General features: G+C 70.1%; 26 protein-coding genes, 1 tRNA gene and 3 pseudogenes. 7 read left to right on the forward strand and 23 right to left on the reverse strand.

What is annotated here, in order from left to right:
- A pseudogene (locus G3I19_RS37410) lies at positions 1 to 711 on the forward strand (glycosyl transferase); the annotation flags it as partial.
- Between the two features lie 104 nt (positions 712 to 815).
- Here the strand turns inward: G3I19_RS37410 and G3I19_RS11150 are convergent.
- Positions 816 to 1,640, reverse strand: coding sequence for an endonuclease/exonuclease/phosphatase family protein (locus G3I19_RS11150; protein ID WP_164262698.1), 825 nt, complete (start codon positions 1,638 to 1,640; stop codon positions 816 to 818).
- Positions 1,641 to 1,764: 124 nt separating this feature from the next.
- Here G3I19_RS11150 and G3I19_RS11155 point away from each other — a divergent pair, with 124 nt between their 5' ends.
- Genes G3I19_RS11155 through G3I19_RS11165 form a run of 3 tightly spaced genes read left to right on the forward strand, consistent with a single transcriptional unit; the run spans position 1,765 to position 4,766 of the window.
- Positions 1,765 to 3,270, forward strand: a complete 1,506-nt coding sequence (locus G3I19_RS11155) for an MFS transporter (RefSeq protein WP_164262700.1) — start codon at positions 1,765 to 1,767, stop codon at positions 3,268 to 3,270.
- 48 nt (positions 3,271 to 3,318) lie between these two features.
- On the forward strand, positions 3,319 to 4,212 hold the full coding sequence (locus G3I19_RS11160) for a TetR/AcrR family transcriptional regulator (RefSeq protein ID WP_164262702.1): 894 nt from the start codon (positions 3,319 to 3,321) through the stop codon (positions 4,210 to 4,212).
- A gap of 59 nt (positions 4,213 to 4,271) precedes the next feature.
- Positions 4,272 to 4,766: a hypothetical protein gene (locus G3I19_RS11165; protein WP_239074166.1), complete on the forward strand. Its 495-nt coding sequence runs from the start codon at positions 4,272 to 4,274 to the stop codon at positions 4,764 to 4,766.
- Between the two features lie 63 nt (positions 4,767 to 4,829).
- Here G3I19_RS11165 and G3I19_RS11170 read toward each other — a convergent pair whose 3' ends face one another.
- Entirely contained in the window at positions 4,830 to 5,300 is a 471-nt protein-coding gene (locus G3I19_RS11170; protein WP_164262705.1) for a PPOX class F420-dependent oxidoreductase, read from the reverse strand.
- A 109-nt stretch (positions 5,301 to 5,409) separates the two neighbouring features.
- A pseudogene (locus tag G3I19_RS38075) lies at positions 5,410 to 5,664 on the reverse strand (MerR family DNA-binding transcriptional regulator); the annotation flags it as partial.
- Between G3I19_RS38075 and G3I19_RS11180 the strand changes: the two are divergent.
- The gene (locus G3I19_RS11180) at positions 5,663 to 5,827 is read left to right on the forward strand and encodes a hypothetical protein (RefSeq protein ID WP_164262707.1); all 165 of its coding nucleotides are present in this window, start codon (positions 5,663 to 5,665) and stop codon (positions 5,825 to 5,827) included. The pseudogene G3I19_RS38075 and the gene G3I19_RS11180 sit on opposite strands and share 2 nt — an antisense overlap.
- A gap of 292 nt (positions 5,828 to 6,119) precedes the next feature.
- Here G3I19_RS11180 and G3I19_RS11185 read toward each other — a convergent pair whose 3' ends face one another.
- From G3I19_RS11185 to G3I19_RS11195, 3 genes are all read right to left on the reverse strand, one after another.
- Positions 6,120 to 6,938 (reverse strand): YceI family protein, encoded by an 819-nt coding sequence (locus G3I19_RS11185; RefSeq protein ID WP_164262709.1) that lies wholly within the window; start codon positions 6,936 to 6,938, stop codon positions 6,120 to 6,122.
- Positions 6,939 to 7,082: 144 nt separating this feature from the next.
- Positions 7,083 to 9,617 carry an MFS transporter gene (locus G3I19_RS11190; RefSeq protein WP_164262711.1) on the reverse strand — a complete coding sequence of 845 codons (2,535 nt, stop codon included), beginning with the start codon at positions 9,615 to 9,617 and terminating at the stop codon, positions 7,083 to 7,085.
- A gap of 70 nt (positions 9,618 to 9,687) precedes the next feature.
- Positions 9,688 to 10,158 carry a MarR family transcriptional regulator gene (locus G3I19_RS11195; RefSeq protein WP_164262713.1) on the reverse strand — a complete coding sequence of 157 codons (471 nt, stop codon included), beginning with the start codon at positions 10,156 to 10,158 and terminating at the stop codon, positions 9,688 to 9,690.
- 222 nt (positions 10,159 to 10,380) lie between these two features.
- Between G3I19_RS11195 and G3I19_RS11200 the strand changes: the two genes are divergently transcribed.
- On the forward strand, positions 10,381 to 10,602 hold the full coding sequence (locus tag G3I19_RS11200; protein WP_164262715.1) for a hypothetical protein: 222 nt from the start codon (positions 10,381 to 10,383) through the stop codon (positions 10,600 to 10,602).
- A gap of 67 nt (positions 10,603 to 10,669) precedes the next feature.
- Here the strand turns inward: G3I19_RS11200 and G3I19_RS11205 are convergent, their stop codons facing one another.
- The 10 genes from G3I19_RS11205 to G3I19_RS11250 form a co-directional block, all read right to left on the reverse strand.
- Positions 10,670 to 11,479: a hypothetical protein gene (locus G3I19_RS11205; protein ID WP_164262717.1), complete on the reverse strand. Its 810-nt coding sequence runs from the start codon at positions 11,477 to 11,479 to the stop codon at positions 10,670 to 10,672.
- 114 nt (positions 11,480 to 11,593) lie between these two features.
- Positions 11,594 to 12,445: an RNA polymerase sigma factor SigF gene (locus G3I19_RS11210; RefSeq protein WP_164262719.1), complete on the reverse strand. Its 852-nt coding sequence runs from the start codon at positions 12,443 to 12,445 to the stop codon at positions 11,594 to 11,596.
- Positions 12,446 to 12,656: 211 nt separating this feature from the next.
- A complete protein-coding gene (locus G3I19_RS11215) occupies positions 12,657 to 13,475 on the reverse strand; it encodes an RNA polymerase sigma factor SigF (RefSeq protein ID WP_164262770.1) in 819 nt (272 codons plus the stop codon).
- 393 nt (positions 13,476 to 13,868) lie between these two features.
- A complete protein-coding gene (locus tag G3I19_RS11220; RefSeq protein WP_164262722.1) occupies positions 13,869 to 14,162 on the reverse strand; it encodes a Dabb family protein in 294 nt (97 codons plus the stop codon).
- A 30-nt stretch (positions 14,163 to 14,192) separates the two neighbouring features.
- Positions 14,193 to 14,348: a hypothetical protein gene (locus G3I19_RS11225; protein ID WP_164262696.1), complete on the reverse strand. Its 156-nt coding sequence runs from the start codon at positions 14,346 to 14,348 to the stop codon at positions 14,193 to 14,195.
- A 227-nt stretch (positions 14,349 to 14,575) separates the two neighbouring features.
- Positions 14,576 to 15,241 (reverse strand): DUF4232 domain-containing protein, encoded by a 666-nt coding sequence (locus tag G3I19_RS11230; protein ID WP_164262724.1) that lies wholly within the window; start codon positions 15,239 to 15,241, stop codon positions 14,576 to 14,578.
- Positions 15,242 to 15,512: 271 nt separating this feature from the next.
- Positions 15,513 to 15,597 (reverse strand) — tRNA-Ser (locus G3I19_RS11235).
- Between the two features lie 69 nt (positions 15,598 to 15,666).
- Positions 15,667 to 16,137 carry a tRNA adenosine(34) deaminase TadA gene (gene tadA, locus G3I19_RS11240; protein WP_164262725.1) on the reverse strand — a complete coding sequence of 157 codons (471 nt, stop codon included), beginning with the start codon at positions 16,135 to 16,137 and terminating at the stop codon, positions 15,667 to 15,669.
- Positions 16,138 to 16,227: 90 nt separating this feature from the next.
- Positions 16,228 to 16,755 carry a hypothetical protein gene (locus G3I19_RS11245; protein ID WP_164262727.1) on the reverse strand — a complete coding sequence of 176 codons (528 nt, stop codon included), beginning with the start codon at positions 16,753 to 16,755 and terminating at the stop codon, positions 16,228 to 16,230.
- A gap of 153 nt (positions 16,756 to 16,908) precedes the next feature.
- Positions 16,909 to 17,109, reverse strand: coding sequence for a hypothetical protein (locus tag G3I19_RS11250; RefSeq protein ID WP_164262729.1), 201 nt, complete (start codon positions 17,107 to 17,109; stop codon positions 16,909 to 16,911).
- A gap of 92 nt (positions 17,110 to 17,201) precedes the next feature.
- Here G3I19_RS11250 and upp point away from each other — a divergent pair, with 92 nt between their 5' ends.
- Positions 17,202 to 17,837 (forward strand): uracil phosphoribosyltransferase, encoded by a 636-nt coding sequence (gene upp / locus G3I19_RS11255; protein WP_164262731.1) that lies wholly within the window; start codon positions 17,202 to 17,204, stop codon positions 17,835 to 17,837.
- A 66-nt stretch (positions 17,838 to 17,903) separates the two neighbouring features.
- On the opposite strand, the gene G3I19_RS11260 is transcribed toward upp, so the two are convergent.
- The 7 genes and pseudogenes from G3I19_RS11260 to G3I19_RS11290 all read right to left on the reverse strand — a co-directional run bounded on the left by G3I19_RS11260 (position 17,904) and on the right by G3I19_RS11290 (position 23,579).
- Positions 17,904 to 18,533 (reverse strand): LytR C-terminal domain-containing protein, encoded by a 630-nt coding sequence (locus G3I19_RS11260; RefSeq protein WP_164262733.1) that lies wholly within the window; start codon positions 18,531 to 18,533, stop codon positions 17,904 to 17,906.
- 209 nt (positions 18,534 to 18,742) lie between these two features.
- Complete coding sequence (locus G3I19_RS11265) at positions 18,743 to 19,039, reverse strand: type II toxin-antitoxin system VapB family antitoxin (RefSeq protein WP_164262735.1); 297 nt, start codon at positions 19,037 to 19,039, stop codon at positions 18,743 to 18,745.
- Between the two features lie 327 nt (positions 19,040 to 19,366).
- Positions 19,367 to 19,921: pseudogene (locus G3I19_RS38255) on the reverse strand (M28 family peptidase); the annotation flags it as partial.
- Between the two features lie 185 nt (positions 19,922 to 20,106).
- Positions 20,107 to 20,751, reverse strand: coding sequence for a TetR/AcrR family transcriptional regulator (locus G3I19_RS11275; RefSeq protein ID WP_164262739.1), 645 nt, complete (start codon positions 20,749 to 20,751; stop codon positions 20,107 to 20,109).
- Between the two features lie 417 nt (positions 20,752 to 21,168).
- The gene (locus tag G3I19_RS11280) at positions 21,169 to 21,903 is read right to left on the reverse strand and encodes a sensor domain-containing protein (RefSeq protein WP_164262741.1); all 735 of its coding nucleotides are present in this window, start codon (positions 21,901 to 21,903) and stop codon (positions 21,169 to 21,171) included.
- Between the two features lie 137 nt (positions 21,904 to 22,040).
- Complete coding sequence (locus G3I19_RS11285; protein ID WP_164262743.1) at positions 22,041 to 22,874, reverse strand: isocitrate lyase/phosphoenolpyruvate mutase family protein; 834 nt, start codon at positions 22,872 to 22,874, stop codon at positions 22,041 to 22,043.
- Positions 22,875 to 23,000: 126 nt separating this feature from the next.
- Positions 23,001 to 23,579 (reverse strand): MarR family transcriptional regulator, encoded by a 579-nt coding sequence (locus G3I19_RS11290; RefSeq protein ID WP_164262745.1) that lies wholly within the window; start codon positions 23,577 to 23,579, stop codon positions 23,001 to 23,003.
- Positions 23,580 to 23,619 lie beyond the last annotated feature (40 nt).

Consider the following 23,619-nt stretch of genomic DNA (forward strand, 5'->3'; position numbering starts at 1 on the left):
GGCGGTGGCCGCGGCGGCCCGGGGATGGGACAGGCGCCCACCGGGCAGGGCAACGCGAAGGGCGGCGGGACCGGGACCGCCGCGAACGGTCAGGCCCCGGGGAACGCTCCCGGCGGTCAGGCTCCGGGTAACGCTCCCGGCGGTCAGGCGGGCATACCGCCGACCGGGCAGGGCCGGCAGGGCCAGGGTCAGCAAGGCCAAGGCCAAGGCCAAGGCCAGGGTCAGGGTCGGCCCGGCAAGGGCGGGACGCAGACCGGCCGTTGGCCGGGTGGCGGCGGGCTGGCCGAGGGCGGCTTCGGCGGCGGCGGTGGCATGGGCGGTCTTCTCGACGGCCAGAAGGTCAGTGCCAAGGTCAAGGCGAAGATCAGTGCTGACGCCGACGACTACACCTGGATGGCCGCGGCCATCGGCTCGCAGAACGCGGCGAGTTACCAGCTCGCGACCGAGAAGCCGGTCATGGCGATCGGCGGCTTCAACGGCAGCGATCCCTCGCCCACGCTCGCCCAGTTCAAGAAGGACGTGACGGACGGGAAGATCCACTACTTCGTCTCGGGCGGCGGTATGGGCGGCGGCCCCGGTGGCTCCAGCAGCGGTTCCGCTTCGAAGATCACGTCCTGGGTCGAGGGTCGGTTCGTGAAGGTGACGGTGGGGTCGGTGACGCTGTACGACCTGACGCAGGTGAAGGCCGGCACGAGCGCCTCCGGCGGCTGACCGGCAGGGGAGGACGACAAGGGGCGAGCCGGGGAGCATCTCTCCCCGGCCCGCCCCTTTTCCCGCGTTCCGCCGACCCGGCCTTCCCTCCCCGCGTCCACTGCCTACCGCCGCAGCGACACGTCCGCCACGATCGGCCGGTGGTCGGAAGCGAGCGTGTCGGGTACGTCGGCGCCGCGCACCGCCACCCCGCGTGACACCGCCACGTAGTCGATCCGCTGCACCGGATGCAGCGCCGGGAACGTCGGCTTGCCCGGCTCCACATCCGTCAGCTCCCGCCACAGCGGCGCCAGCTCGGGGGCGTCCGGGGTCGCGTTGAAGTCGCCCAGGAGGATCTTGCGGACCCGGTCCCGTCCCATGATGCGGCGCGTCTCGGCGACCTGGCTCACCCGTACGGAGGGGTCGGCGCGGTAGTCCAGATGCGTCACGTACACGTGCAGCGGCACGCCCTTCACCCGCAGTTCGACCTCACCGAAGCCGGGGGCGGGCGCCGGGACCGGGTTCGGGTCCTGGGTGGAGAGGCGGGTGATCTTGTGGTTCGTGGCCTTCAGGATGTGGTACTTGGAGAGCACCGCCACGCCGAATTCCCGCCCGTCGACGCTGTATATCGGGGCGAAGAACATCTGCATCCCGAGTCGTTCCGCCAGCTCGCCCGCCACATCCCGCCACTCGCTGCGCGCGGCCCAGTGGACATCGACCTCCTCCAGGCCGATCACGTCCGCGTGCAGCGCGCGCAGGGCCTTCTCCTGGCGGTCGAGATCGAAGACGTTGTCCATCCCGGCACCCGCGTGGATGTTGTACGAGGCGACCCGCAGCGGTACATCGCGGCCGCGGGCGGGGGCATGCGCCGCCTGCGCCGGGGGCACGGCCAGCGCCGCCAGGACGCCGGAGACCAGAAGCACTTCAGCAACACGACCAGTCAGCTTCATCGGACGTAGTTACCCGCAAGCGGCTCGGCGCAAAACGAATTTACACCGTAGAAGGATGTCCTTTACGGTGTACAACTCCACCCGCCCCGCCCCGCCCCGCCCCGCCCAGGAAACAGGAGTCGGCATGACGGCCACCGCCGCCGAGCACGACAGCGTCACCACCCCGCATCCCCAGCGCTGGGTGATCCTCGGAGTGATCTGCCTCGCCGAGCTGACCGTGCTGCTCGACAACACCGTCCTCAATGTCGCGATCCCCTCCCTCACCCGTGACCTGCACGCCTCCACCGCCGACATCCAGTGGATGATCAACGCGTACTCGCTGGTGCAGTCGGGTCTGCTGCTCACCGCGGGCAGCTCGGCGGACCGCTACGGCCGCAAGAAGATGCTGATCGCCGGTCTCGCGCTCTTCGGGGCCGGATCGCTCGTCGCCGGGCTCGCCCAGTCCACCGCACAGCTGATCGCCGCCCGCGCGGGCATGGGGGTCGGCGGCGCCCTGCTGATGACGACCACGCTCGCCGTCGTCGTCCAGATCTTCGACGACACCGAGCGTGTCAGGGCCATCGGCCTCTGGTCCACGGTCAATTCACTCGGCTTCGCCGTCGGACCGCTCATCGGTGGTGTGCTGCTCGACCACTTCTGGTGGGGTGCGATCTTCCTGATCAACATCCCGGTGGCGGTCGTCGCGCTCTTCGCCGTCGTCACTCTCGTACCGGAGTCCAAGAACCCGTCCGGAGACCGCCCCGACCTGCTCGGCGCGCTGCTCTCCACCGTCGGGATGACCGCCGTCGTGTACGCGATCATCTCGGGCCCGGACCACGGCTGGGCCTCCACCCATGTCGCCGTCTCCGCGGGCGTGGGCCTCGTCTTCCTGGCCGTTTTCGTCGCCTGGGAACTGCACATCCCGTTCCCCATGCTGGACATGCACTTCTTCCGCAACCAGCGCTTCGTCGGCGCCGTCGCCGGGGCGATCCTCGTCGCCTTCGGCATGGGCGGCTCGCTCTTCCTGCTCACCCAGCACCTGCAGTTCGTCCTCGGGTACGGGCCGTTGGCCGCCGGGCTGCGGACCGCACCCATGGCGCTGACCATCGTGGTGCTGAACCTCACCGGGCTCTCGGCCAGGCTGCTGCCCCGGCTCGGCACGCCCGCCACCATCGCCACCGGGATGGCCGCGCTCGCGGCCGGGCTCGCGGCCATCGCGCTGCTCGGCGGGGACAGCTACCCCGGGATGCTGCTGGGGCTTGTGGTCATGGGGGCGGGTATCGCGTTCGCCATGCCGGCGATGGCCAACGCGATCATGAGCGCGATCCCGCCGGAGAAGGCCGGGGTCGGTGCGGGCGTCAACGGCACCCTGGCCGAATTCGGCAACGGCCTGGGGGTCGCCGTGCTCGGCGCCGTACTCAACTCCCGCTTCGCGGGCCTCCTGCCCGCCGCCCTGGGCGCCGCCTCACTGCCGGCGGCTCTCGCGGCCGCCGACGGGCCGGGCGAGCGCGGCCGGGTCGCGGACGCTTTCGCCTCGGGTCTGCAGACCAGCCAACTGGTGGGCGCGGCAGCGGTACTTGCGGGCGGGCTGCTCGCCGCGGTGCTGCTCCGGCGGGCCGAGCGGGCAGATGTACGGGTGGCGGCGGCCTAACATCGACATCGGTACCGGTGGATCCACACGTTCCGGAGGAGGCGCGCCATGGTGACTGCGGCCGACCGTGCGAAGGGTCCCGCGCGGGCCAGTGTCTGGCTGGGCGGAAAGGTGACGCGCACCCGCAGAACGGACCAGCCGGCCGGGCTCGACCTGGACAAGATCACCGCGGCGACGGTCAGGCTGCTGGACTCCGAGGGCCTCGCGAAGTTCTCCATGCGCCGCCTCGCCGCCGAACTGGGCGTCACCGCGATGTCGGTCTACTGGTACGTGGACACCAAGGACGACCTCCTCGAACTGGCCCTGGACGCGGTGATGGGCGAACTCGCCCTGCCCGACGCGGAGGAGGACGGCGGAGACGAGGGCCGGAGCCGGGGACAGGACCGGAGCGGGGACCAGGACCGGGAACAGGACCAGGACCGGAGCGGTGGGCAGGGCGCAGGCGACTGGCGGGTTCAGCTGCGCCGGCTCGCCGCCGGATACCGGAGCATCCTTGTCCGCCATCCCTGGGTCTCGCCGCTGGTCGGCGTGTTCCTCAACATCGGGCCGCACGCGGTGAAGTTCGCGGCGGCGTCCCAGGACGTGATGCGCCACTCGGATCTGCCGCTGCGCGGCCAGACCGGGGGCCTCGCCGCGGTCTTCCAGTTCGTGTACGGGTTCGGCACCGTCGAGGGCCACTTCAGGGACCGCTGCGCACGGGCCGGGATGACCCAGGACGAGTACCACCAGCACGCCATGGGCGGGATGAGCGAACAGCCCTCGCTGCGCCGGACGTTCGAACAGGCCCAGGACGTGATGGCGGCACGCGGCGGCGACACGGTCGAGGAGATGCGGGAGCGCGATTTCGACTTCGCTCTCGACCTGCTGATCGCGGGCATTGAGGCCAAACGCGAGGCAGGGGAAGAGCCGGAGCGGGGTTCAGCGGCGGCCGACGGCCACTGAGGGGACAATTCCCGTCAGGCGCTGCCGTCAAGAGCGGTGGCCTGAGGGGGAGTTGTCCTATGCAGAACATGCAGAGCACACCGGGCGGGCCCGCGCCCGTCATGGCCGTGGCGATCGTCGGCCTGGTGATATTCCGGCAGCTGCGCACCCGCCCGGTAAGGCGCTACGGCTCGTTGATCGGACCGGCCGTCCTCGGTGTCCTGGGCGTCGCGGGGATCGCCTTCGGTATCGCCACGGTCCTCCAGGACCACCGGCTGACCGTGCTGCCCATGGCCCTGCTGGTGGTGAGCCTGGCGGTTGCGGCGGGCCTGGGGGCCATCAGGTCACGGACCGTACGGCTGTGGCACGGCGCCCAGGGGGAGGTACTGCGCAAGGGAACGCCGGCCACCACCGGACTCTGGCTGGCCTCGGTCGCCGTGCACATCGGTCTGGGGCTGTGGATCGACCACGCGGCCGGAGCCGGGGTGCTGGGCACCGCGTCGCTGTACGCGTACCTGGCGATCGGGCTGGGGACACAGAACATACTGCTGCGCGGGCGGGCCGCCACGCTGTGACCCGGCGCGTGCCGGAGGCCGCCCACCTCGCAGGGGCGGCCGCCCGACTCGCGGTGCCGGCGCCTACCCGTCCTCGGCCAGCCGTGCCGGGAAGCCGCCGGTCGCGATCGGGCTCCACCGCTCCGGGGTGATCCGGATGATCGACTTGCCCTGCTTGATCATCGCCGCGCGGTACTCGTCCCAGTCCGGGTGCTCCCCGGAGATGTTGCGGAAGTACTCCACCAGCGGCTCCACCGAGTCCGGGGAGTCGATGACCTCGCCCGCTCCGTCGATCTGGACCCAGGGTCCGTTCCACTCGTCCGACAGCACGATGACGCTCACCCGCGCGTCCCGCCGGACATTGCGGGTCTTGGCGCGCTCGGGGTAGGTCGACAGGACGATCCGCCCCGAGTCGTCCACCCCACAGGTCAGCGGGGAGCCCTGCGGGCGGCCGTCGGAGCGGGTGGTGAGCAGGATCGCGCGGTGCCTGGGGCGTACGAAGTCGAGCAGGCCGGGCAGTTCCACAGGGGTGTTGGTCGCGATGTTGGGTGCCATGGCTGCACGATACGACTCCCCGTACGGGCCGGGAGGGCCGTCGCCCCCGGTGTCGGATCAGTCCTCGGCGCGGGTGCGGAAGACCGGCCAGCCCCGAGCGCCGGTACCCGGCCCGCGGATCGACCGCGGCTGGTTCGAGCAGCCCGATCTCGTGGTAGCGGCGCAGGGTCTTGACGGTCATGCGGGTGGTGCGTGAGAAATCGCCCGTCGACAGGTAGCGCGTCACCCCGCGATGGTGCGCCCTCCCCAGGGGGAGAGTCCGGCGGCGACGTCTCCCTTGACTCCCCCGACGGCCGTCCGGAGGCTGCTGTGCACGGCCGGATCCCGGCCGGAGACCGACCGAGCAGGGGAGCTGACCGAGCATGCCGCAGACCGTCACCAGGGACGTCGACCGGATCGTGGAGCGTTACGTCGCCGTCTGGAGCGAGCCGGATGCCGTCGCCCGCGAGCGCACCGTCGGAGAGCTGTGGGCCCCGGACGGCGTCGAGTTCGTCGAGGGCACCCAGTTCCGCGGTCATGCCAGCTGACCGTCCAGCCGCTGCCCGAGGCGTAGGGCCCACGGAACGGCAGCACAGGCGCGCAGAGCACGGGAACACAGCGCAGCCGTACACCACGGGAGCACAGCGAGGACAAACAGCGCAGGCCAAACAGCGCAGGCCAAACAGCGCAGCCACCCAGCACAGGCGACAGCACAACGCCCGGCCCCCGGCGGCACACGGAAAGCGTGCGCCGCCGGGGGCCGGGCGGAGTTCCGCGCAGGAGCCGCGCACGAGTCCGCGCAGAAGTCGCGCGGGCCGGTGCGGGTGCCGGCGTGGCCGGTTACGCGCCGGGCAGCGAGTCGCCCTGCACGGCCTGGATGTCCAGCTCGACCTTGAGCGTGGTCCCGATGGCCGAGATGCCCGCCTGGACGACCTGGTTGTAGTTCATCCTGAAGTCCTCGCGGCGCAGTTCGGCAGTCGCGTGGAAGGCCGCGCGCACGCCGCCCCACGGGTCGGGGCCCGTGCCCAGGTAGCTCAGGTTCAGGTCGACCTCACGGGCGACGCCGTGCAGCGCCAGCTCACCGTGGACCGTCCAGCGGTCCGGGCCCGCGGGGGTGATCCCGGTGCTGCTGTACGTGATCTGCGGGTAGGTCTCGACGTCCAGGAAGTCCGCGGACTTCAGATGGCCGTCGCGCATTCCGTTGCCCGTGTCGATCGAGGCCGTCGCGATGACCGCCTCCACCCGCGACTTCTCGACGTCCTCGGCGATCTCGATACGCCCCACGAACTCCGTGAACCGGCCGTGCACGCTGGAGATACCCAGGTGCTGGGCGACCGCGCCCACCGACGAGTGCGCCGGGTCCAGCGTCCAGGTGCCGGGCGGCGGGAGTTCCACACCGCCCTGCCTGGCCAGGACGACCGTGCCGACGTCGGCACGCCCGCTTGCCGTGACGAAGGCCGTGGACGCGGCGGGCGCGTAACCGACGGCCGTCACGATCACGGTGTGCGGACCGGGGGCGAGGGTCGCGTCGTCGCTCACCGTGCCGTCCTCGCCCACCTGCGCCCGCAGTACCTGCGCGCCGGTCATGTCGGTCACGGTCACCACGGCGTGCTGGACCGCCCAGCCGTCGCGCGTCCGTACCTGTGCGCGAAGTCCCATTCCCGTTCTCTCTCCTTCAAAAAAGTGGGCCCCGGGCGGTGGTGGCGGGCCGTCCCCTGCCCACCACCACCGCGTCCGGGGCTTGAAGGGGCCCGGCCTGACCGGGCCCCTTCGCGCCCCGCATCCGCTGGGGCAGCCTGGTGACTACTCGCCCGGGTGGGCCAGTTCGATGTCGTGTCCGTCGATGCCGCTTCCCGCGACGGTCAACGAGCCCGCCACCGGCGGGTAACCCGTCGCGATGACCGTGTAATCGCCGGAGTTGAGGTCGGCGAATCCGTAGGCGCCGTCGGACCCGGTGGTCGCCGTGGCCACCACATTGCCCGCCGCGTCCACGAGGGTCACCCGGGCGTCGGGCAGCGGGCGCCGGTCGGTTCCACCGCGTACGACACCCTGGACCAGCGAACCGGACTCCAGCGCGACCTCGATACGGGTCACACCCTGGCCGCCGACCTCCACCGGCAGGGCCATCGGCCGGAAGCCGGTCGCGTTCACCGCGACGGTCACCGAGCCGGGAATCATCTCGCTGAAGGTGAAGTCGCCCTGCGCACCGGACTTGCCGGTGGCCAGCACGTCGCCGCGTACATCGGTGACGACGACCATGGCTCCCTCGACGGCGCTGACGCCGTCGGCGGACCTCACGACACCGGCGAGACCGCTCGTACCGGAGAGGAGGATGTCGTACGACAGTGCCTCGTCCCCGACGGACACGGTGGACGCCTGCGGCTGGAAGCCGTCGGCCGAGGCGATCAGGACGTACGAGCCGGAGGCCGGCGCGTCCACGGCGTAACAGCCGTCGCCCTGCGCCATCGCGCGGCCCAGCTGGCGCCCGGCCAGCGAGATCAGCGTGACGGCCGCCTGGCCGACCGGTGCGCCCTCGGCGCCCCTGACGACACCGTGGATCGTGATACCTGGGGTGGGAACGGACTGCATCGGCATCGTCTCCTCAGTGGTCGGGACACTCTCGTAAGAAGTGGCGGTGGCCGGCCGGGTGCCGGCCGGAACGGCGTTGGTACTAACAGTCTCCGCCATCGGTGCCGGGACGGCGTCGGCGGGTGCTTCCTCCTCGGGCGCACCCACGGCGCGGGTCCGCAGCGGGACCTCCTTGATGAACAGCGTCACCAGGAAGGCGAGCAGCGCACACGCGGCGGCGTACAGGAACACATTGGCGACGCCGTGGCCGTACGCGCTCTCCATGATGGAGCGCAGCGGCTGCGGGAGGGCACCGATGTCGGGAACCGATCCGTCGCCCATGCCCTTTCCGGCCAGTGCCGCGCCCTTCGGGCCGAGGTCGTGGAGACCGTCGGTGACGAAGTGGGTGACCCGGTTGGCGAGCACCGCGCCCAGCGCCGATACGCCGACCGCACCACCGAGGGAGCGGAAGAACGACACGGTGGAGGACGCCGAGCCGAGGTCCTTCTGGGAGACCTGGTTCTGCGTGCAGAGCACCAGGTTCTGCATCATCATGCCGATGCCGAGACCCATCAGGGCCATGAAGATCGCCACGTGCCAGTACGTGGTGTCGTACCGGATGGTGGACAGCAGGCCGAGCCCGGCGGTCACCAGCACACCACCGCTGACCAGCCAGACCTTCCACTTGCCTGTCCGGGTGATGAACTGCCCCGAGAGGGTCGACGAGATGAACAGACCACCGATCATCGGGATCGTCATCACCCCGGACATCGTCGGCGACTTGCCGCGCGCCAGCTGGAAGTACTGGCTGAAGAAGACGGTGCCGGAGAACATCGCGACACCGACGAACAGCGAGCCGATCGAGGCGAGCGTGATCGTCGGGTTGCGGAAGAGCCGCAGCGGGATGATCGGCTCGCTCGCCTTCGACTCGACGAGCACGAAGAGCAGCCCGAGGACGATCGAGCCGCCGACCATGGCGCCCGTCTGCCAGGACATCCAGTCGTACTTGTCGCCGGCGAAGGTGATCCAGACCATGAGCAGGGACACGGCGGCGGCGATGAAGAACGCGCCGCCCCAGTCGACCTTGACCTCACGCTTGATGACCGGGAGCTTCAGGGTCTTCTGCAGCACGATCAGCGCGATGATCGCGAAGGGCACACCGACGTAGAAGCACCAGCGCCAGCCGAGCCAGCTGGTGTCCGTGATGACACCGCCGAGCAGCGGTCCCGCGACGGTCGCGACGGCGAAGGTGGCGCCGAGGTAGCCGCTGTACCGGCCCCGCTCACGCGGAGAGATCATCGCGGCCATGACGATCTGCGCGAGGGCGGAGAGACCGCCGACGCCGATGCCCTGGACGACACGGAAGATGATCAGCGTCGACGAGTTCTGCGACAGACCTGCGGCGGCCGAGCCCAGAACGTAGATGACCAGGGCTATCTGGACGAGCAGCTTCTTGCTGAACAGGTCGGAGAGCTTGCCCCAGAGCGGGGTGGTCGCCGTCATCGCGAGCAGCGACGCGGTGACGACCCAGGTGTACGAGGACTGGCTGCCGTGCAGATCGGAGACGATCTTCGGCAGCGCGTTGGTGACGATCGTCGACGACAGGATCGCGACGAACATGCCGAGCAGCAGGCCCGAGAGGGCCTCCATGATCTGCCGGTGGGTCATCGGCGCGCTGCTGTCGGGGGCGGGTGGTCCCCCGTGGGGTGCGGGATTCCCCCCGTGCTTGGCGTGGCCGCCCCGCACACCGGCTGGTGTGGTCGTAGCCATGGGTTTCCTCAGTCTCTACTTACGCGGGTGATACGCGGGTCCGTGCGTATCCACGCGGGTCTGTGCGGGTCTATGCGGATGTACGGGTCTGCTCGTGCTGTCCGGCCCAGGCCCGGCAGTCGCCGAAGCTGGCGCGCAGGCGTTCCAGGAGCACGTTGAGCTGCCCGACTTCGTCGTCGGACCAGTCGCTGAGCGTGCGAGCGAGAGATTCGATGTGTCGCTCGGCGAGCACGCCGAGCAGGTCGTTCCCCGCGGGGGTGAGCCGCAGGATGCGGGAGCGCTTGTCGGCGGGGTCCGGAGACCGCTCGATCCAGCCGCGCTCCGCGACGTGTGCCACATGCCGGCTGGTGACCGACATGTCCACGGCGAGCAATTCGGCAAGCCTGCTCATCCGCATCTCGCCGTGCTGGCCCAGCAGGGACAGCACGGCTGCCGATCCGGCGGGGCACTCGGGCGGGAGTATGCGGGAGAGGCCCCGCTTGACGGCGCCGATGGCACTCAGCTGCCTGGCCAGTTCTTCGTACTGACTCTGCGCTGCCACGGCACCTCCCTGTGGGCTGTCTGTGAGCACTCTATGTTGTTGCTTCAGGCAACTTTAAAGCCGTTGGTTGCTGCAGGCAAATTAAATGCGGCCAGGAAGAGTAAAGGGAAGTTAAAATATCCGCATGAGTGAGGTCAATGAGGTGACGGAAGGGTGTTCGGAAGGTGTTGCCCGTCGGCCGGGGGTTGGGCGGAACCGCAGGGTTCGCTAGGGTCCTGCCTCATGGCACACAACCCCCAAGCGCCCCAAGGCCCCGAGGGCAACTACGACCCCGCGGGCAGCACCCAGATGTTCCGCGCCTTTGTCGACGAGGGCGCACCGCAGGGCGCCACTCCGCCCGCGGCCGCTCCGCAGCAGCAGTCGGGCCCGCGGATCGGCCTGATCGCAGGGGTCATCGCCGTGATCGTGGTGCTGGCGGCCGTCGCGTTCCTCGCGCTGGGCTGACGCACCCGGCAGTCGCTCTCATCCTCTTCCGCTGACCTGGGCGGGCCGGACTCCGGCCCGCCCAGGGTCATTTCCAGCTGACGGAGACCTTCCGGGTCTCTATGTGCATCCCCAGCGGCACCCGCCAGTCGTCCACGCACACGGTGTACGTCCTGGACTTGGCCGCACCGGCGGCGATCGGCGCGGGCAGCGGCTGTTTCGAGGTACGGGTCGCCCAGTCCACCCCGAGCCCGCCGATGATGTGCGTGGAGAAGGTGACCGTGCCCGAAGCGACCGGTGAACCACCGGTGTTGCTGAAGCGCACGGTCACCTTCTCGCACCAGCGTTTGTCCGTCGCGGCCCGGTCGGGGGCGCCGGCCTTGAGTACGGCGGGGCCTGCCGAGGGGGAGGGCGAGGTGCCGGAGTCACCGGATCCGCCGGGGGAGGGTGAAGTGCTCGCTCCGGAGCCGGATTTGGGCGGGGCCGAGGTGCTGCTGCCGCTGCTGCCGCCCGGGGCCGAGGGTCCGGACGGTCCGCCCGGTGTACGTGAGGTGTCCGGGCTTCCTGCGCCGCCTGAGGCGCCCGTACCCGGCGGCTGCTGACCGGAGTTCGCCCCACCGGGCGCCGAGGAACCCTGTGTGCCCTTCCCGGACGCGGAACCGCCGGCTCCGGGTGTCGTCGGCCCACCGCCGCGCCCCGCGGCCGCTCCCGGCCCGTCCAGGGGCGTCAGGGTGACCTTCCCGGAGGGTGGCACGGGTGTGGTGAGAGCCTGGCCGGCACCCGCCGCGCCGACGGCGGCATAGCCGTGGTGTGCGGTGCCGCCCGCGCAAGCGGCCACCAGGCCGCCCAGGCAGAGGGCCGTTGCGGTGGCGGCGATGGCCGCGTGCTGGCGTCGCATCGCGCCAGTGTGTCTGACGGGTCGTCAATTAGGAACCCGGTGGGCGCAGAAGAACCGGAGGAGCCCGGTGGTGGCCGAACCCCTCCGCACGGAGGCGGCGGGAACGCGTCCCGGCTACTCCCCGATCAGCCCCTCCCGCAGCTGCGCCAGCGTCCGCGTCAGCAGCCGTGACACATGCATCTGGGAGATGCCGACCTCCTCGCCGATCTGCGACTGCGTCATGTTCGCGAAGAACCGCAGCATGATGATCTGCCGTTCCCGCGGGGGCAGTTTGGCCAGCAGCGGCTTGAGGGACTCCCGGTACTCGACGCCCTCCAGCGCGGTGTCGTCGTAGCCGAGACGGTCCGCCAGAGACCCCTCGCCGCCGTCGTCCTCGGGCGAGGGCGAGTCGAGCGAGGACGCGGTGTACGCGTTGCCCACCGCGAGCCCGTCGACCACGTCCTCCTCCGAAACGCCCAGTGCCACGGCGAGTTCGGGGACGGTCGGTGAGCGGTCGAGCTTCTGGGCCAGATCGTCACTGGCCTTGGTCAGCGCGAGCCGCAGCTCCTGGAGGCGGCGCGGGACCCGCACCGACCACGAGGTGTCGCGGAAGAAGCGCTTGATCTCGCCGACGATGGTCGGCATGGCGAACGTCGGGAATTCGACGCCCCGTTCGCAGTCGAACCGGTCGATCGCCTTGATCAGGCCGATGGTGCCGACCTGGACGATGTCCTCCATCGGTTCGTTCCTGCTGCGGAACCTGGCCGCCGCGTAACGCACCAGCGGCAGGTTCAGCTCGATCAGTGTGTCCCGCACATAGGTGCGCTCCGGGCTGTCCGGTTCCTGGGAGGCCAGGACGGCGAGCCGCAGGAAGAGGGAGCGGGACAGAGTGCGGGTGTCGATGGCGCCAGAGCTCGGCAATTCGGAGCTGAGTGTCTCCGGTGCGTCTTTCGTGAGCATCTTCGAGCTGCCCTGTTCTGCGGACATGCCACCCCCTTGAGGTCGCGGACGGTCGCGGCGGACGCTCCCGTCGGAGGAACGCAGCCTCCACCTGAATACCGGAGGGTGGACTGCGGCAAACGCGGTTCCAGCAGAATGTCACATGTCGGCAACGCGCTGTAGCGCCAAGTCGACAAATGTGCGCTGGAAAGAGGGGGTGTGGGGCATTTCTGCTTCGGGTGCGGGTCACCCGTACCGGTTACGCCTCGATCCGGTTTGCGGATCGCAGCCGGGCGAAGCTCCGGGCCAGCAGTCTTGATACATGCATCTGGGAGACGCCCAGTTCCTGGCTGATCTGCGACTGCGTCAGATTGCTGTAGTAGCGCAGCATCAGGATCCGCTGCTCGCGCTCGGGCAGCTGGACGAGCAGATGCCGGACCAGGTCGCGGTGCTCGACCCCGGCCAGCGCCGGGTCCTCGTAACCGAGCCGGTCGAGCAGCCCGGGCAGCCCGTCGCCCTCCTGGGCGGCCTCCAGGGACTGCGCGTGGTAGGAGCGACCTGCCTCGATGCAGGACAGCACGTCCTCCTCGCTGATGCGCAGCCGTTCGGCGATCTCCGCCGTCGTGGGGGACCGGCCGTGCATCGTCGTGAGGTCCTCGGTGGCGCCGGTGACCTGGACCCAGAGCTCGTGCAGCCGCCGGGGGACGTGGACGGTCCGTACGTTGTCGCGGAAGTACCGCTTGATCTCGCCGACGACGGTCGGCATCGCGAAGGTCGGGAACTGCACGCCGCGTTCCGGATCGAACCGGTCGATGGCATTGATCAGGCCAATGGTGCCGACCTGGACGACGTCCTCCATCGGCTCGTTCCGGCTGCGGAACCGGGCGGCGGCGTAGCGGACCAGCGGCAGATTCGCCTCGATGAGTGCCGAACGCACCCTGGTGTGCTCGGCACTGCCCGGCTCGACCCCTTTGAGCTGGGCGAACAGCACCTGGGTCAGTGCCCTGGTGTCGGCCCCCCGGGTCTTGGCCGGCGCCGGGGTCTCCTCGACCGTGGCCTGGCTGTCGGGGGACGAGATCTGGCCGTTCGGTGTCTGGCTGTTCGGTGGTGCCTGACTGTTCGGTGTCTGGCCGTTCGGTGTCTGGCCGTTCCGGGTCGGGTCGTTCTGCGTCCGGGAGGCCGGGGTCTGACTGTTCTGGGGCAGGGCGGTCTGGGGCGGTACTTCAGGCGCAGTACTGGCCGGCACGGTCACGCCACCCCTTTTTGGTCGACTTTTTGGTCAACTCATCGGTCAAAAGCGGTCATAGCATCACAAGACATGTGCACTGTGTGCAAGCACCGCTTGGCTCCGTGTTGACGGTGAAAAGGTGGTCAAACCGGCCCGAAACGCAGAAAAGCCCTCCATCGAAACGATGGAGGGCCGTACCCCAGAAGGGCTCAAACGGCGCTCAGGGGTGAATCGGGGATTGGCTCAGAAGGGGTAGTCGGCGATCACCCAGGTGGCGAATTCGCTCCACTGCCCGACGGCCGCCTGGTGGGCCGGGTGCTCGAGGTACCGCTTCAGGGCGTCGGTGTCCTGGACGGCCGAGTTGATGGCGAAGTCGTACGCGATGGGCCGGTCGGTGATGTTCCAGGCGCACTCCCAGAACTCCGTCTCCGGGATCAGTCCGCCGAGTTCCTCGAACGCTTTGGCGCCGGCCACGACCCGGGGCTCGTCACGTGAGACGCCCTCGTTGAGCTTGAAGAGGACCAGGTGGCGGATCAAGGGGACTCCTTACGGAACGGACGTACGGGCTCAGCTCACCAGTTCGGTCATGAACTGACCGACGCTTTTCGCGGCGTTGGAGATTCCTTCGAACCCTACCTGCACGAGGTCGGCCGACCTGGCCGGTGACGTGATGATCGTGTACAGCACAAAAACGACTGCTATGTACAGAATGATCTTCTTCACTGGCACCGTTCGGCCCTGCTTCCCCTGGGGTCCCTGAGCAGTCGCGAGAGTCTAACCGGACGGGGCGCCGGGGGATCAAGGGCCGGTGGGTGCGGGCCGGGACGGGTGTCACGGCCGGATCCGGTCGCGGCAGGCGGGCCGCACCCGGCGGTGACAGACGAGCCGTATCCACGGCCGGCACGGGGGCTGGAACCGCCCGCGGCAGACGGCCCGCGGGGCCGCCGCGGTTATTTTCCCGAGCCGACCGGGTCGACCGAGATGGCCGGACCCGACTGGGACGCGGGGATGTTGATGTTCTGGGCGATGGTGTGCGAGTGGGTCTCGTTGGGTGGGGTGACGACCAGGCTGGTGAACGTGACACCGGAGCCGCCGGAGTTGTTCGGCGGGTAGTGCAGGGTGAAGCGGGTCTCGTCGCCGGGCGCGACGCTGACATCGGGGGCGGCGGCCTTGTTGCGGGTGGCGCTGACGGTGCCGTCGCGGCCCTTGAGGTCCACACCCGGGAAGCCGTGCAGGGTGCAGGTGCCGGCGCCGTTGTTCTTGAGGTTGATGATCAGCTCGCCCTCGGCCATGGCGCCCGAGGTGGTGAACCCCAGGTTCGCGGTCCGGCAGGCGCTGCCGGAGGCGTGCCCTGAGCCCGACTTCGGGCCGGCATCGGCGGCGCTGCCGGAGTTGTTGGAGATGCGGGTGCCCGCGCCGTGCGCCGAGGTCGAGTCGGTCTTGGCCGAACCGGCCGAACCTGCCTGGTCCGAACCGGCCTGGCTCTGGCTGTCCGAGCCTGCGGCGGACGAGCTCGCGGGAGCGCTGGAGCTGTCGCTGCCGTTGTCGCAGGCCGTGAGAGAGAGGCCGGCGGCGACGGCGACGAGGGTGAGGACCGAGATCTTCTGCATGCGCATTGCTTCTCCGTAGGGTCGGATTTCCCTGCCAGGCAGGCCGTTCTCTCAGGTCCGATGCGGCCGGCACCACCGGAGTTCACCGGGCGGGGTCACCAGGACACTCCTGTGACACGGGAGTGGACCGGCCGTGACACAGGGCGGAGATCCGGGCGGAAAAGACCCGTTATGGACGGAGACGAAGGGGAGGGCGGGAGGCAGGCCGTACCGGCGCGCCGGTAGCACGCAAAACACCCCCCTGACTGCGTTTCCGCAGATCAGGAGGGTGTGAAAGCGGTAGCGGTGGGATTTGAACCCACGGTGAGTTTCCCCACACTCGCTTTCGAGGCGAGCTCCTTCGGCCGCTCGGACACGCTACCGAGAGAGAGCTTAGCCCAAGGTCGGCCGTGGTCAGAAATCGGCTTCGGCGGAGGGACCCGGAGGGGCCGTCAGCGGTCCCGGAAGAAGGCCGTCAGCTGCTCGGCGCACGCGTCCGCGAGCACCCCGGCCACCACTTCGGGACGGTGGTTGAGCCGGCGGTCCCGTACGACGTCCCACAGCGAGCCCGCGGCTCCCGCCTTCTCGTCGAGCGCGCCGAAGACGACCCGGTCGACCCGCGACTGGACGATCGCGCCCGCGCACATCGTGCACGGTTCCAGCGTGACGACGAGCGTGCAGCCGGTCAGCCGCCACTCGCCCAGCGACGCCGCGGCCCGGCGGACCGCCAGGATCTCGGCGTGTGCCGTCGGGTCGCCCGTCGCCTCGCGTTCGTTGTGGCCCGCCGCGAGCGGTGTGCCGTCCGGGGCCAGCACGACGGCGCCGACCGGCACATCGCCGGCCTTCGCCGCCCGCGCGGCCTCGGCGAGGGCCCGTCGCATCGGCGCGGCCCAGGGATCACGTAGGGGATCGGGATCGGTCATCTGCTCGTCTGTTCGATGGTGTGCCCGCCGGGGGCGCCGGCAGCGGTCTGCCGGCAGCCGTGGGTCCGGCCGTCGGGCACCTGAGGTAGGTCAGCGGACGGTTTCCAGGACTTCGGCGGCGCCCAGTGCGTCGGCGATGTCCGCCAGTGCGTCGGTGCCGAGTGTCAGGAGCTCCTTCTCCGTCACGCCGAGGTCGGCGAGGATCGCGATGTCCCCGAGCGGTCCCGGCGGTACGGCTTCGCTCTCGTCGGCCGGGTCGTCCCCGTCCTCCTCCAGCTCACCGTCCTCCGTACCGTCGAGATCGACAAGTTCTTCCAGGGCGTCCGGGTCCTGCGGGTCCCGGCCCATCAGCTCGTCGGTGAGGAGGATCTCTCCGTACGAGGAACGGCTTGCGGCTGCGGCGTCCGAGACGTAGATCCGTGGATCATCCTCGCCATCGACCCGGACGACACCGAACCAGGCGCCCTCCTGTTCGATGAAGACGAGGACGGTGTCCTCGTCCCCGGAGGCATCCCGGGCGAGATCGGTCAGATCACTGAGGGTTTCCACATCGTCGAGCTCCGTGTCGCTCGCTTCCCACCCGTCTTCGGTGCGCGCGAGCAGTGCGGCGAAGTACACCGTGACTCTCCCACTGGTCTTAGGGGTGTCTATCGAAAGGGCGCGCTGTGCGCCGCCCAGTGGGAATCGTGGCAGAAACATGGCGTTCGCGAGAGGTCTTCGGGCTCAGGTCTGCGTGTTGCTTCCCCCGGCCGGTAAAACCTTGGTACGCCGCTACCAGCGGAACGTCCGCATACGCATGGCCTGTCGCAGCCTGGCGACCTTGGCGCGCCTGGGCTGCACACGGTCGCGGAGTTCCCTGGCCTCGTTCAGCTCATGGAGAAACTGCGCCCGGCGCCGCCGCCGTTCGGCGGCGCTCTCCGGCTTGTCGCCGGCCTCGCTGCGGGCCGCGTTCGCGGGCTCGGACTCGGGCATGGACCACACCACCTTCGTACCGGCCCGCCTTCCCCGCTTCCGGCGGGTTGATGCCAGCACCGGCCGGTCCGGGGCCCGGTTACCGTTGTCGTATGCGTATCCACGTCGTCGACCACCCGCTGGTGGCGCACAAACTCACCACGCTGCGCGACAAGCGCACCGACTCCGCCACCTTCCGGCGCCTCGCCGACGAGCTGGTCACCCTGCTCGCGTACGAGGCCACCCGCGATGTCCGTACCGAACAGGTCGACATCGACACCCCGGTGACGGCGACGACCGGTGTGAAGCTGTCGTACCCGCGCCCGCTGGTCGTGCCGATCCTGCGGGCGGGGCTCGGCATGCTCGAAGGCATGGTGCGGCTGCTGCCGACCGCCGAAGTGGGCTTCCTCGGCATGGTCCGCGACGAGGAGACGCTGAAGGCGTCCACCTACGCGTCGCGGATGCCCGACGACCTCTCGGGTCGTCAGGTGTACGTCCTGGACCCGATGCTGGCCACCGGCGGGACGCTGGTCGCCGCGATCCGTGAGCTGATCGCGCGGGGCGCCGACGACGTCACGGCCGTGGTGCTCCTCGCCGCGCCCGAGGGCGTCGAGGTCATGGAGCGCGAGCTGGCGGGCACACCGGTCACGGTGGTCACCGCATCGGTCGACGAGCGGCTCAACGAGCAGGGCTACATCGTGCCGGGGCTCGGCGACGCGGGTGACCGGATGTACGGGTCGGCGGAGTAGCCGGCGGGGCGACCGCGGCGTTCCGGGCGCCGGGGGTCCCGGGCCGTACCGTCCTGGTTCCCCGCGTCAGCACTTCCCGGCGGACGTCTGCTGAGGGTGGGCCAGTGTGGCCAGCGCCTTGGCGGCGTCCTGCTTCGTGTCCAGGGCCTTGAAGCCGGTGCCGATGATCAGGTCGACATCGCCGGTCTTCCGGGTGTCCGTCTTCTGCGTGGCGCCCTTGACCTGCGTACCGAGTACGGAGAACGACGTGCCCGGGGTCCTGGCCGAGCCCAGCAGCAGCGCGGTGCCGGGGATCTTCTTGTCGAAGGCCGCCGGGGCGTTGCCCACCTTCCCGATGGTGAAGCCACGTTTCTTCAGCTCATCGGCGGTGGACTTGGCGAGACCGCCGCGCGGGGTCGCGTTGTAGACGTTGACCTTGATCTTCGCGGGCGCGGGCAGCGCCTTCGCCGGCGCGGTGGACGGCGAGGCACCGGCTTTGCAGTCGTGCTGCTGCCCGGCGGCGGACACCTTGTGGGAGTCGCCGGTGAAGAGGTGGATGAGCTGCAGGGATCCCCAGCCGACCAGGCCGAGGGCGACGACTGCGGCCACGATCCCGAAGACCAGTCGGCCACGCCGTCGGGGGCGGTGCATCCTCGGGTACTTGTCGCCCGTGATGCGGTACTTTCCGCCCATGCCGGGGGGTGTGAGCATGCTCATGAGCGCAGCGTAGTGCGGCGGGGCAGTGATGCGAACTTAACGATCATCTGATGACCGCCGGATGAGCGAAAATGGCCCCAAAAGGACCAGTAAACGGCTCTGGCCAGGGTGGATTCCGTGGATTCGCTGCGTGGACCGCTGCGGGCGCTAGCCGTGAGCCGCGCCCCGGCGGGGGGCGTGGGGAGGTGTGGCGGGGGTCGCGGGGCGCGTCAGCCCATGTCGAGCACGCGGGCGTGCAGGACCTGCCGCTGCTGGAGTGCGGCTCGCACGGCCCGGTGCAGTCCGTCCTCCAGATAGAGGTCGCCCTGCCACTTCACGACGTGCGCGAAGAGATCCCCGTAGAACGTGGAGTCCTCCGCGAGCAGCGTTTCCAGATCCAGCTGGCCCTTGGTGGTCACGAGCTGGTCCAGCCGGACCGGGCGCGGCGCGACATCCGCCCACTGGCGGGTGGATTCCCTGCCGTGGTCGGGGTACGGGCGTCCGCTTCCGATGCGCTTGAAGATCACACGGAAAGCCTACCGGGGAAGCGCCACCGGGCGCAGCCACGGTGGTGGGGCACTACGGCCCCGCAAAGGTCCCATGCCGTGACAAATCGGGAGTGAACCCGGAGTGAACCGAGATCGGAACCACTCCCTCCGGTGACCCTGTGGCCAAGATTGCGGACGTTTCCCTGTCGGTTCCCTGTCAGCTGCCCCCTCGTAACGGGCGTGCGTCCGACGCGTACGTCCGACGCGTACGTCCCCACGGCATCGGCCATGACGGCGATGTTGACGCCGAACGCCGTCATGGACGAGCTGTGCGTCGTCCGGTGAGGCGATCATGTCGAAGTTCAGACAGAGGGCGAGCTGCTTGCGCCGGGTGGCGGTGAGGCTCTTGACGTACGCCTCGGAGCCGCGCGGCCCCAGTTCCTCCGCCGACCACCAGGCGAACCGCACCTTGTTGGCGGGCTGTTGGCGGTGGGTGTGCGGTGGGCGGAGCCGGGCGAACTGCTGGGCGACCTCGACAGGTGATGGGGAAGGGCTGGTACGAGACCCGGTACCCCGCCTTCCGCAGGGTGTCGTGGACGTACCGTGCCGACGCCTCGTGGCCGGGCGGCCTGGGTGGAGTGGTGGGCGTCGGCGATGGACTGGAGCTTCCGCAACTGCCGGTAGGCGCCCTGCGCGGTCGAGGCCCGCACCAGTTCCCGGGACAGCTGCGCCGCCGCCCGCTGCGAGGGGCCGGGAAGGGAGGGATGGGGGCCGGGGCCGGGGCGTACGGGGTGCGGGGCCGCCGCGGTGGCGGGCGCGGCCGGCGGGGCAGCAACAGTGGGGCGGCGACGATGGCGGCAATGGCGGCGGCGGCCGGAGTGGGGAGGGCCGGAGCTGCGAGGGCCGCAACGGCGAGGGCACGGGCCGCGCCGCGCAGAACGCTGGTGGCAGTGCCTGCCCCGGGAACGGCGGTGGTGGCGTCTGTCCGGAGGCCGGCGGTGGTGCCGTGGTGCGTGGTGCTGCTGCGTGTCGTGGTCACCGGGGATCCATCCCGCGCGACCCGCACAGCGAACGCCGGTGTGGCGTTCGGGTGCCGGTGACGGCCGTCAGCGTACGGCGGGCAGCCCGGCGGCCAGTGCGGACAGCGTGCGGCGCAGCGTCGGCAGCAGTGGAGGCCGGACCGCCGCGAGCCGTGGTTCCTGGGCGTACAGCTCGGCCAGTACGGGCGGTGGCGTGGCCATCGGGTAGAGCATGCCCGCGAGCGCCCCTGCGGTCGAGACCAGATCGGTGCACTCGCCCTCGGTCAGTCCGGGGCGGGCCCGCGCGACCTGTGTGCTGAGCGAGGAGATGGCGGTGAGCACGGCGAGCTTGTAGGTGCGGGCCGCCTCCAGCGAGATGTTGTGCTCCAGGATCGTCGCGGCCTGGCTGAGCAGATCGCAGAAGAGCGGGCGCTCGGCCAGGCTTTCGGCGAGTGCGCCGATGGCCTCGTCACCGGCGTCCAGCCGCGCGGCCACCTCGCGCCGCCACTCCTCCCAGTCCTCTGCCGCGAGCACCAGGAAGATCTCCTCGCGGGTGCCGAAGTACCGGATGACATTGGACTTCGCGAGCCCCACGGCGTCGGCGACGCTGCCCAGCGTGACCCGTCGTACTCCGTGTTCCCGTGCAAGGCTGCGGGCGGCCGCGAGAATGGACTCGCGCCGCTGTTGCTTCTGCTCCGGTCTGCGTGCCCGGAGAAATCCATCTGATGGCATGACTCGGTCAGCATACGAGAGCGGGAAAGCGGCCGCCTTCCCTTAATAGCGCAACGCCGGTCTGTTATTGCGTTCGGTTCTCTTGGCGCCGCAGCGGCCGGAACGAATGGCGCGCCTCATGGATTTCGCGTGCGTAAGCGCTGGTCGGAGGGTATGCGGGAATGAAATCGGGTCGATGGCTAACGCTCTTCCGCCGGTGGATGTATGCGGGTATTTCGTGTCTCTATCCGCTCCGGTGCCGGGTGCTGAGTGATCGCGAATGTTCGGAGCACGGCCGAGAGTTGAGCAGTTGTTGATCATGCTGATTGGCGTGCATTTCATTGAGCGCAATTGGGGTGCATAACAGGCGAGATGGAGTTCGCGGGGCGGAGTTCCCGTCCGTACGGGCGGTGTTACGACGGTGCGCCGAGGGGCCCGTCACCCGCCGAGCAGGGAACGGACCGCGCCGCGGTCGACGTTCGTCAGGGCGTGCACGAGCTTCGGGGTGAGGAAGACGATCACCAGGCCGAGCAGGGAGAAGGCGCCGATCTGGAGTGGTGACGTCAGGTAGTACTGGTGGTGCACGCCGTGGGAGGTGTAGTCGTACACCTGGTAGCCCGGCCATCCCACGTAGCGCGGGAAGACCCAGTGGTAGGCCGGGTAGAGCGCCACGGCCCAGCCGGTGACCAGGAAGGTCAGCGAGAGTGCGAAGGCCGCCACGCGCCACGGGAACATCAGCACCTGGAACAGCAGTGCCTTCCACCCGGCGGCATCCCCCAGACGGGCCAGCAGAGCGGGCCACCGGCCGGACTGCCGCGCCGCAGGTACGGGGGCGGGGGCGGTGACGTCCAGCCCGAGCCGGGCCCTCGCCCGCCCGCGTTCGGCGGCTCCGAGCCCGCGTGCCCCGGCCAGCGTGGCCGCGGCCACCGGCAGCCCGATCACTGTCACCGCCAGGCTCGCGCTCAGCGAGAACATCGCCACGGCGAAGGTGAACCCGGCAATGGCGACCGGAAGCGACGTGAAGGTGTATCCGATCTCCCGGTACGTCCTGGAGGAGAAGGGCGCGCGCCAGAAACCGCTGCCGGTCGTGCCCGGAGCCGAATCCGGTGTTGGTGTCGGCGTCGGCGTTACGGGTGGGGTCCGCTGTGCGTACGGGAGCGTGCTGGTGGTCATCGTGGGCCTCGGAGTCGTCGCGGTGGGGGCGTGCGTCCTGATACCCCTACGATTCCGGATCCGCGCTCCTGGCGGCATGGTGCGGACTGCCGTCCCGAAGGTGGTGCTACCACCCCCTTGCGGGAAGGCCGCACGGCTCAACCGTCGCTGTTCCTCGCGTTCCTGTCGCGGTCGAACCGGTCGGCGAGTGCCTGTGCCGCCGCGTACGAAGGGATGCCGGAGGTCCCGGCGGGGAGCGCCGTGCTGTCCGCCACCGCCCTGGCCGTGGCGACCGCCGCGTGCAGGGCCGCCCGGAACAGCAGGGAGCCGGTGCTGATCCGGCGTACCCCCAGGGCGGCGAGCCCCTCGACGGAGGGTCCGCCCGGCGACACCAGGATGTTGAGCGGGACATCGAGGTCCTGGATCAGACCGGCGATGGCGTGGCCGTCCTGGAGTCCTGGGACGAACAGGCCGTCGGCGCCCGCGCGTTGGTAGGCAGCCGCCCGGCGCGCGGTCTGTTCCGTGTGCCCGGGGAGCCAGTGGGTGTCCGTGCGGGTGTTCACGAAGAGCTGGGGCGCCGCGTCCTTGACGGCCCGGATCATCTCGCACTGCCGGTCCTGGTCGGCGAGCGTGCCGTCGGCCCGCCCGTCCTCGATGTTGACGCCGACGACGCCCGCGTCCGCCAACTCGGCCGCGAGTCCGGCCACTTCACCCGGGTCGGTGCTGAAGCCGCCTTCGATGTCCACGCTGATCAGGGCGTCCATCCGGACGAGCCCCAGCGCGAGCCGCACGGTCTCGGCGCGGGTGTCACCGGTCGCGTCCGGTTTCCCCGCCGCGGCCGCGACCCCGAGGCTGGTCGTCCCGATGGCCCGGAACCCGGCCTCCGCGAGTGCGGCCGCCGATGCGTGGTCCCAGGCGTTGGGCAGGACGAGCGGCTTTCCGGCGATGGGCAGGTGCAGGGCGCGGAACTCTTCGAAGGGGGTCGTGGTCATCGGACGCTTCCTTCCGCCGGGTGCGGGGTGCGGGGTGCGGGGGGTGCCGGGTGCTAGGCGCGGGTGCGGGTGCGGGTGTGGGTGTGGGGTTTTTCGTGTGACGGGTGGTGCGTCGGCGGGACCGGGTCAGGGCTTGATCGCCTCGTCGTAGACCCCGACGATCCGCCGCAGGAAGGCCGCCACGGTGGCCTGCTCATCGGGCGACAGCGCCTCGGCGGCCGCGGCCACGCCCCGGATGAGCGGGGCGACGTGTTCGTAGGCCGTCGTCTCCCAGTGCGGGGCCGGGGTGATGATCACCTTCCGGCGGTCGGTGGGGTGGGGCTGCCTGGTGACATGCCCCCCGGCCGCGAGCCGGTCGATCACGAGCGTCGTCGCGGCGGTCGACGCGTCCAGGCGACGAGCGAGGTCGGTGGGGGTGGTCGGCCCCGCGTGGACGAGATGGTCCATCACCGCGAGTCCGGCCGGGTCCACCTGGAGCCTGCGGCTCAGATGCCGCTCGAAGCGCTGCTGGTTGAGCGTCAGGAGCCGCAGCTGTTCACGGATGACACCACCGGCTCCGGCCGGTTCACTCCCGGTTCCGGTTCCGGTTCCGGTCTCTGTCTCGGCCCCGGTCCCGGTTCCGGCCCCTGGCCCGGTCCTGGCCCCGGCCCCGGTTCCGGCCCCTGGCCCGGTCCTGGCCCCGGCCTCGGCTGATTTGACGTCCATGAGGAGCAGGATACTCTCGATATTGCTAATAAAATTGGTA

Origin of the sequence: Streptomyces sp. SID10853, from assembly GCF_010548145.1 — a bacterium.
Classification (GTDB): domain Bacteria; phylum Actinomycetota; class Actinomycetes; order Streptomycetales; family Streptomycetaceae; genus Streptomyces.

Coding starts and splice junctions, on each gene's coding strand:
- G3I19_RS11285 (WP_164262743.1), bottom strand. CDS start 22,874: ATGACCACGACCCCCTTCGAAGAGTTCCGCGCCCTGCACCTGCCCATC.
- G3I19_RS11280 (WP_164262741.1), bottom strand. CDS start 21,903: ATGACCACCAGCACGCTCCCGTACGCACAGCGGACCCCACCCGTAACG.
- G3I19_RS11260 (WP_164262733.1), bottom strand. CDS start 18,533: ATGAGCATGCTCACACCCCCCGGCATGGGCGGAAAGTACCGCATCACG.
- G3I19_RS11290 (WP_164262745.1), bottom strand. CDS start 23,579: ATGGACGTCAAATCAGCCGAGGCCGGGGCCAGGACCGGGCCAGGGGCC.
- G3I19_RS11180 (WP_164262707.1), top strand. CDS start 5,663: ATGCCGCAGACCGTCACCAGGGACGTCGACCGGATCGTGGAGCGTTAC.
- G3I19_RS11200 (WP_164262715.1), top strand. CDS start 10,381: ATGGCACACAACCCCCAAGCGCCCCAAGGCCCCGAGGGCAACTACGAC.
- G3I19_RS11150 (WP_164262698.1), bottom strand. CDS start 1,640: ATGAAGCTGACTGGTCGTGTTGCTGAAGTGCTTCTGGTCTCCGGCGTC.
- upp (WP_164262731.1), top strand. CDS start 17,202: ATGCGTATCCACGTCGTCGACCACCCGCTGGTGGCGCACAAACTCACC.
- G3I19_RS11250 (WP_164262729.1), bottom strand. CDS start 17,109: ATGCCCGAGTCCGAGCCCGCGAACGCGGCCCGCAGCGAGGCCGGCGAC.
- G3I19_RS11205 (WP_164262717.1), bottom strand. CDS start 11,479: ATGCGACGCCAGCACGCGGCCATCGCCGCCACCGCAACGGCCCTCTGC.
- G3I19_RS11170 (WP_164262705.1), bottom strand. CDS start 5,300: ATGGCACCCAACATCGCGACCAACACCCCTGTGGAACTGCCCGGCCTG.
- G3I19_RS11185 (WP_164262709.1), bottom strand. CDS start 6,938: ATGGGACTTCGCGCACAGGTACGGACGCGCGACGGCTGGGCGGTCCAG.
- G3I19_RS11275 (WP_164262739.1), bottom strand. CDS start 20,751: ATGCCATCAGATGGATTTCTCCGGGCACGCAGACCGGAGCAGAAGCAA.
- G3I19_RS11155 (WP_164262700.1), top strand. CDS start 1,765: ATGACGGCCACCGCCGCCGAGCACGACAGCGTCACCACCCCGCATCCC.
- G3I19_RS11160 (WP_164262702.1), top strand. CDS start 3,319: ATGGTGACTGCGGCCGACCGTGCGAAGGGTCCCGCGCGGGCCAGTGTC.
- tadA (WP_164262725.1), bottom strand. CDS start 16,137: ATGACCGATCCCGATCCCCTACGTGATCCCTGGGCCGCGCCGATGCGA.
- G3I19_RS11165 (WP_239074166.1), top strand. CDS start 4,272: ATGCAGAACATGCAGAGCACACCGGGCGGGCCCGCGCCCGTCATGGCC.
- G3I19_RS11230 (WP_164262724.1), bottom strand. CDS start 15,241: ATGCGCATGCAGAAGATCTCGGTCCTCACCCTCGTCGCCGTCGCCGCC.
- G3I19_RS11210 (WP_164262719.1), bottom strand. CDS start 12,445: ATGTCCGCAGAACAGGGCAGCTCGAAGATGCTCACGAAAGACGCACCG.
- G3I19_RS11190 (WP_164262711.1), bottom strand. CDS start 9,617: ATGGCTACGACCACACCAGCCGGTGTGCGGGGCGGCCACGCCAAGCAC.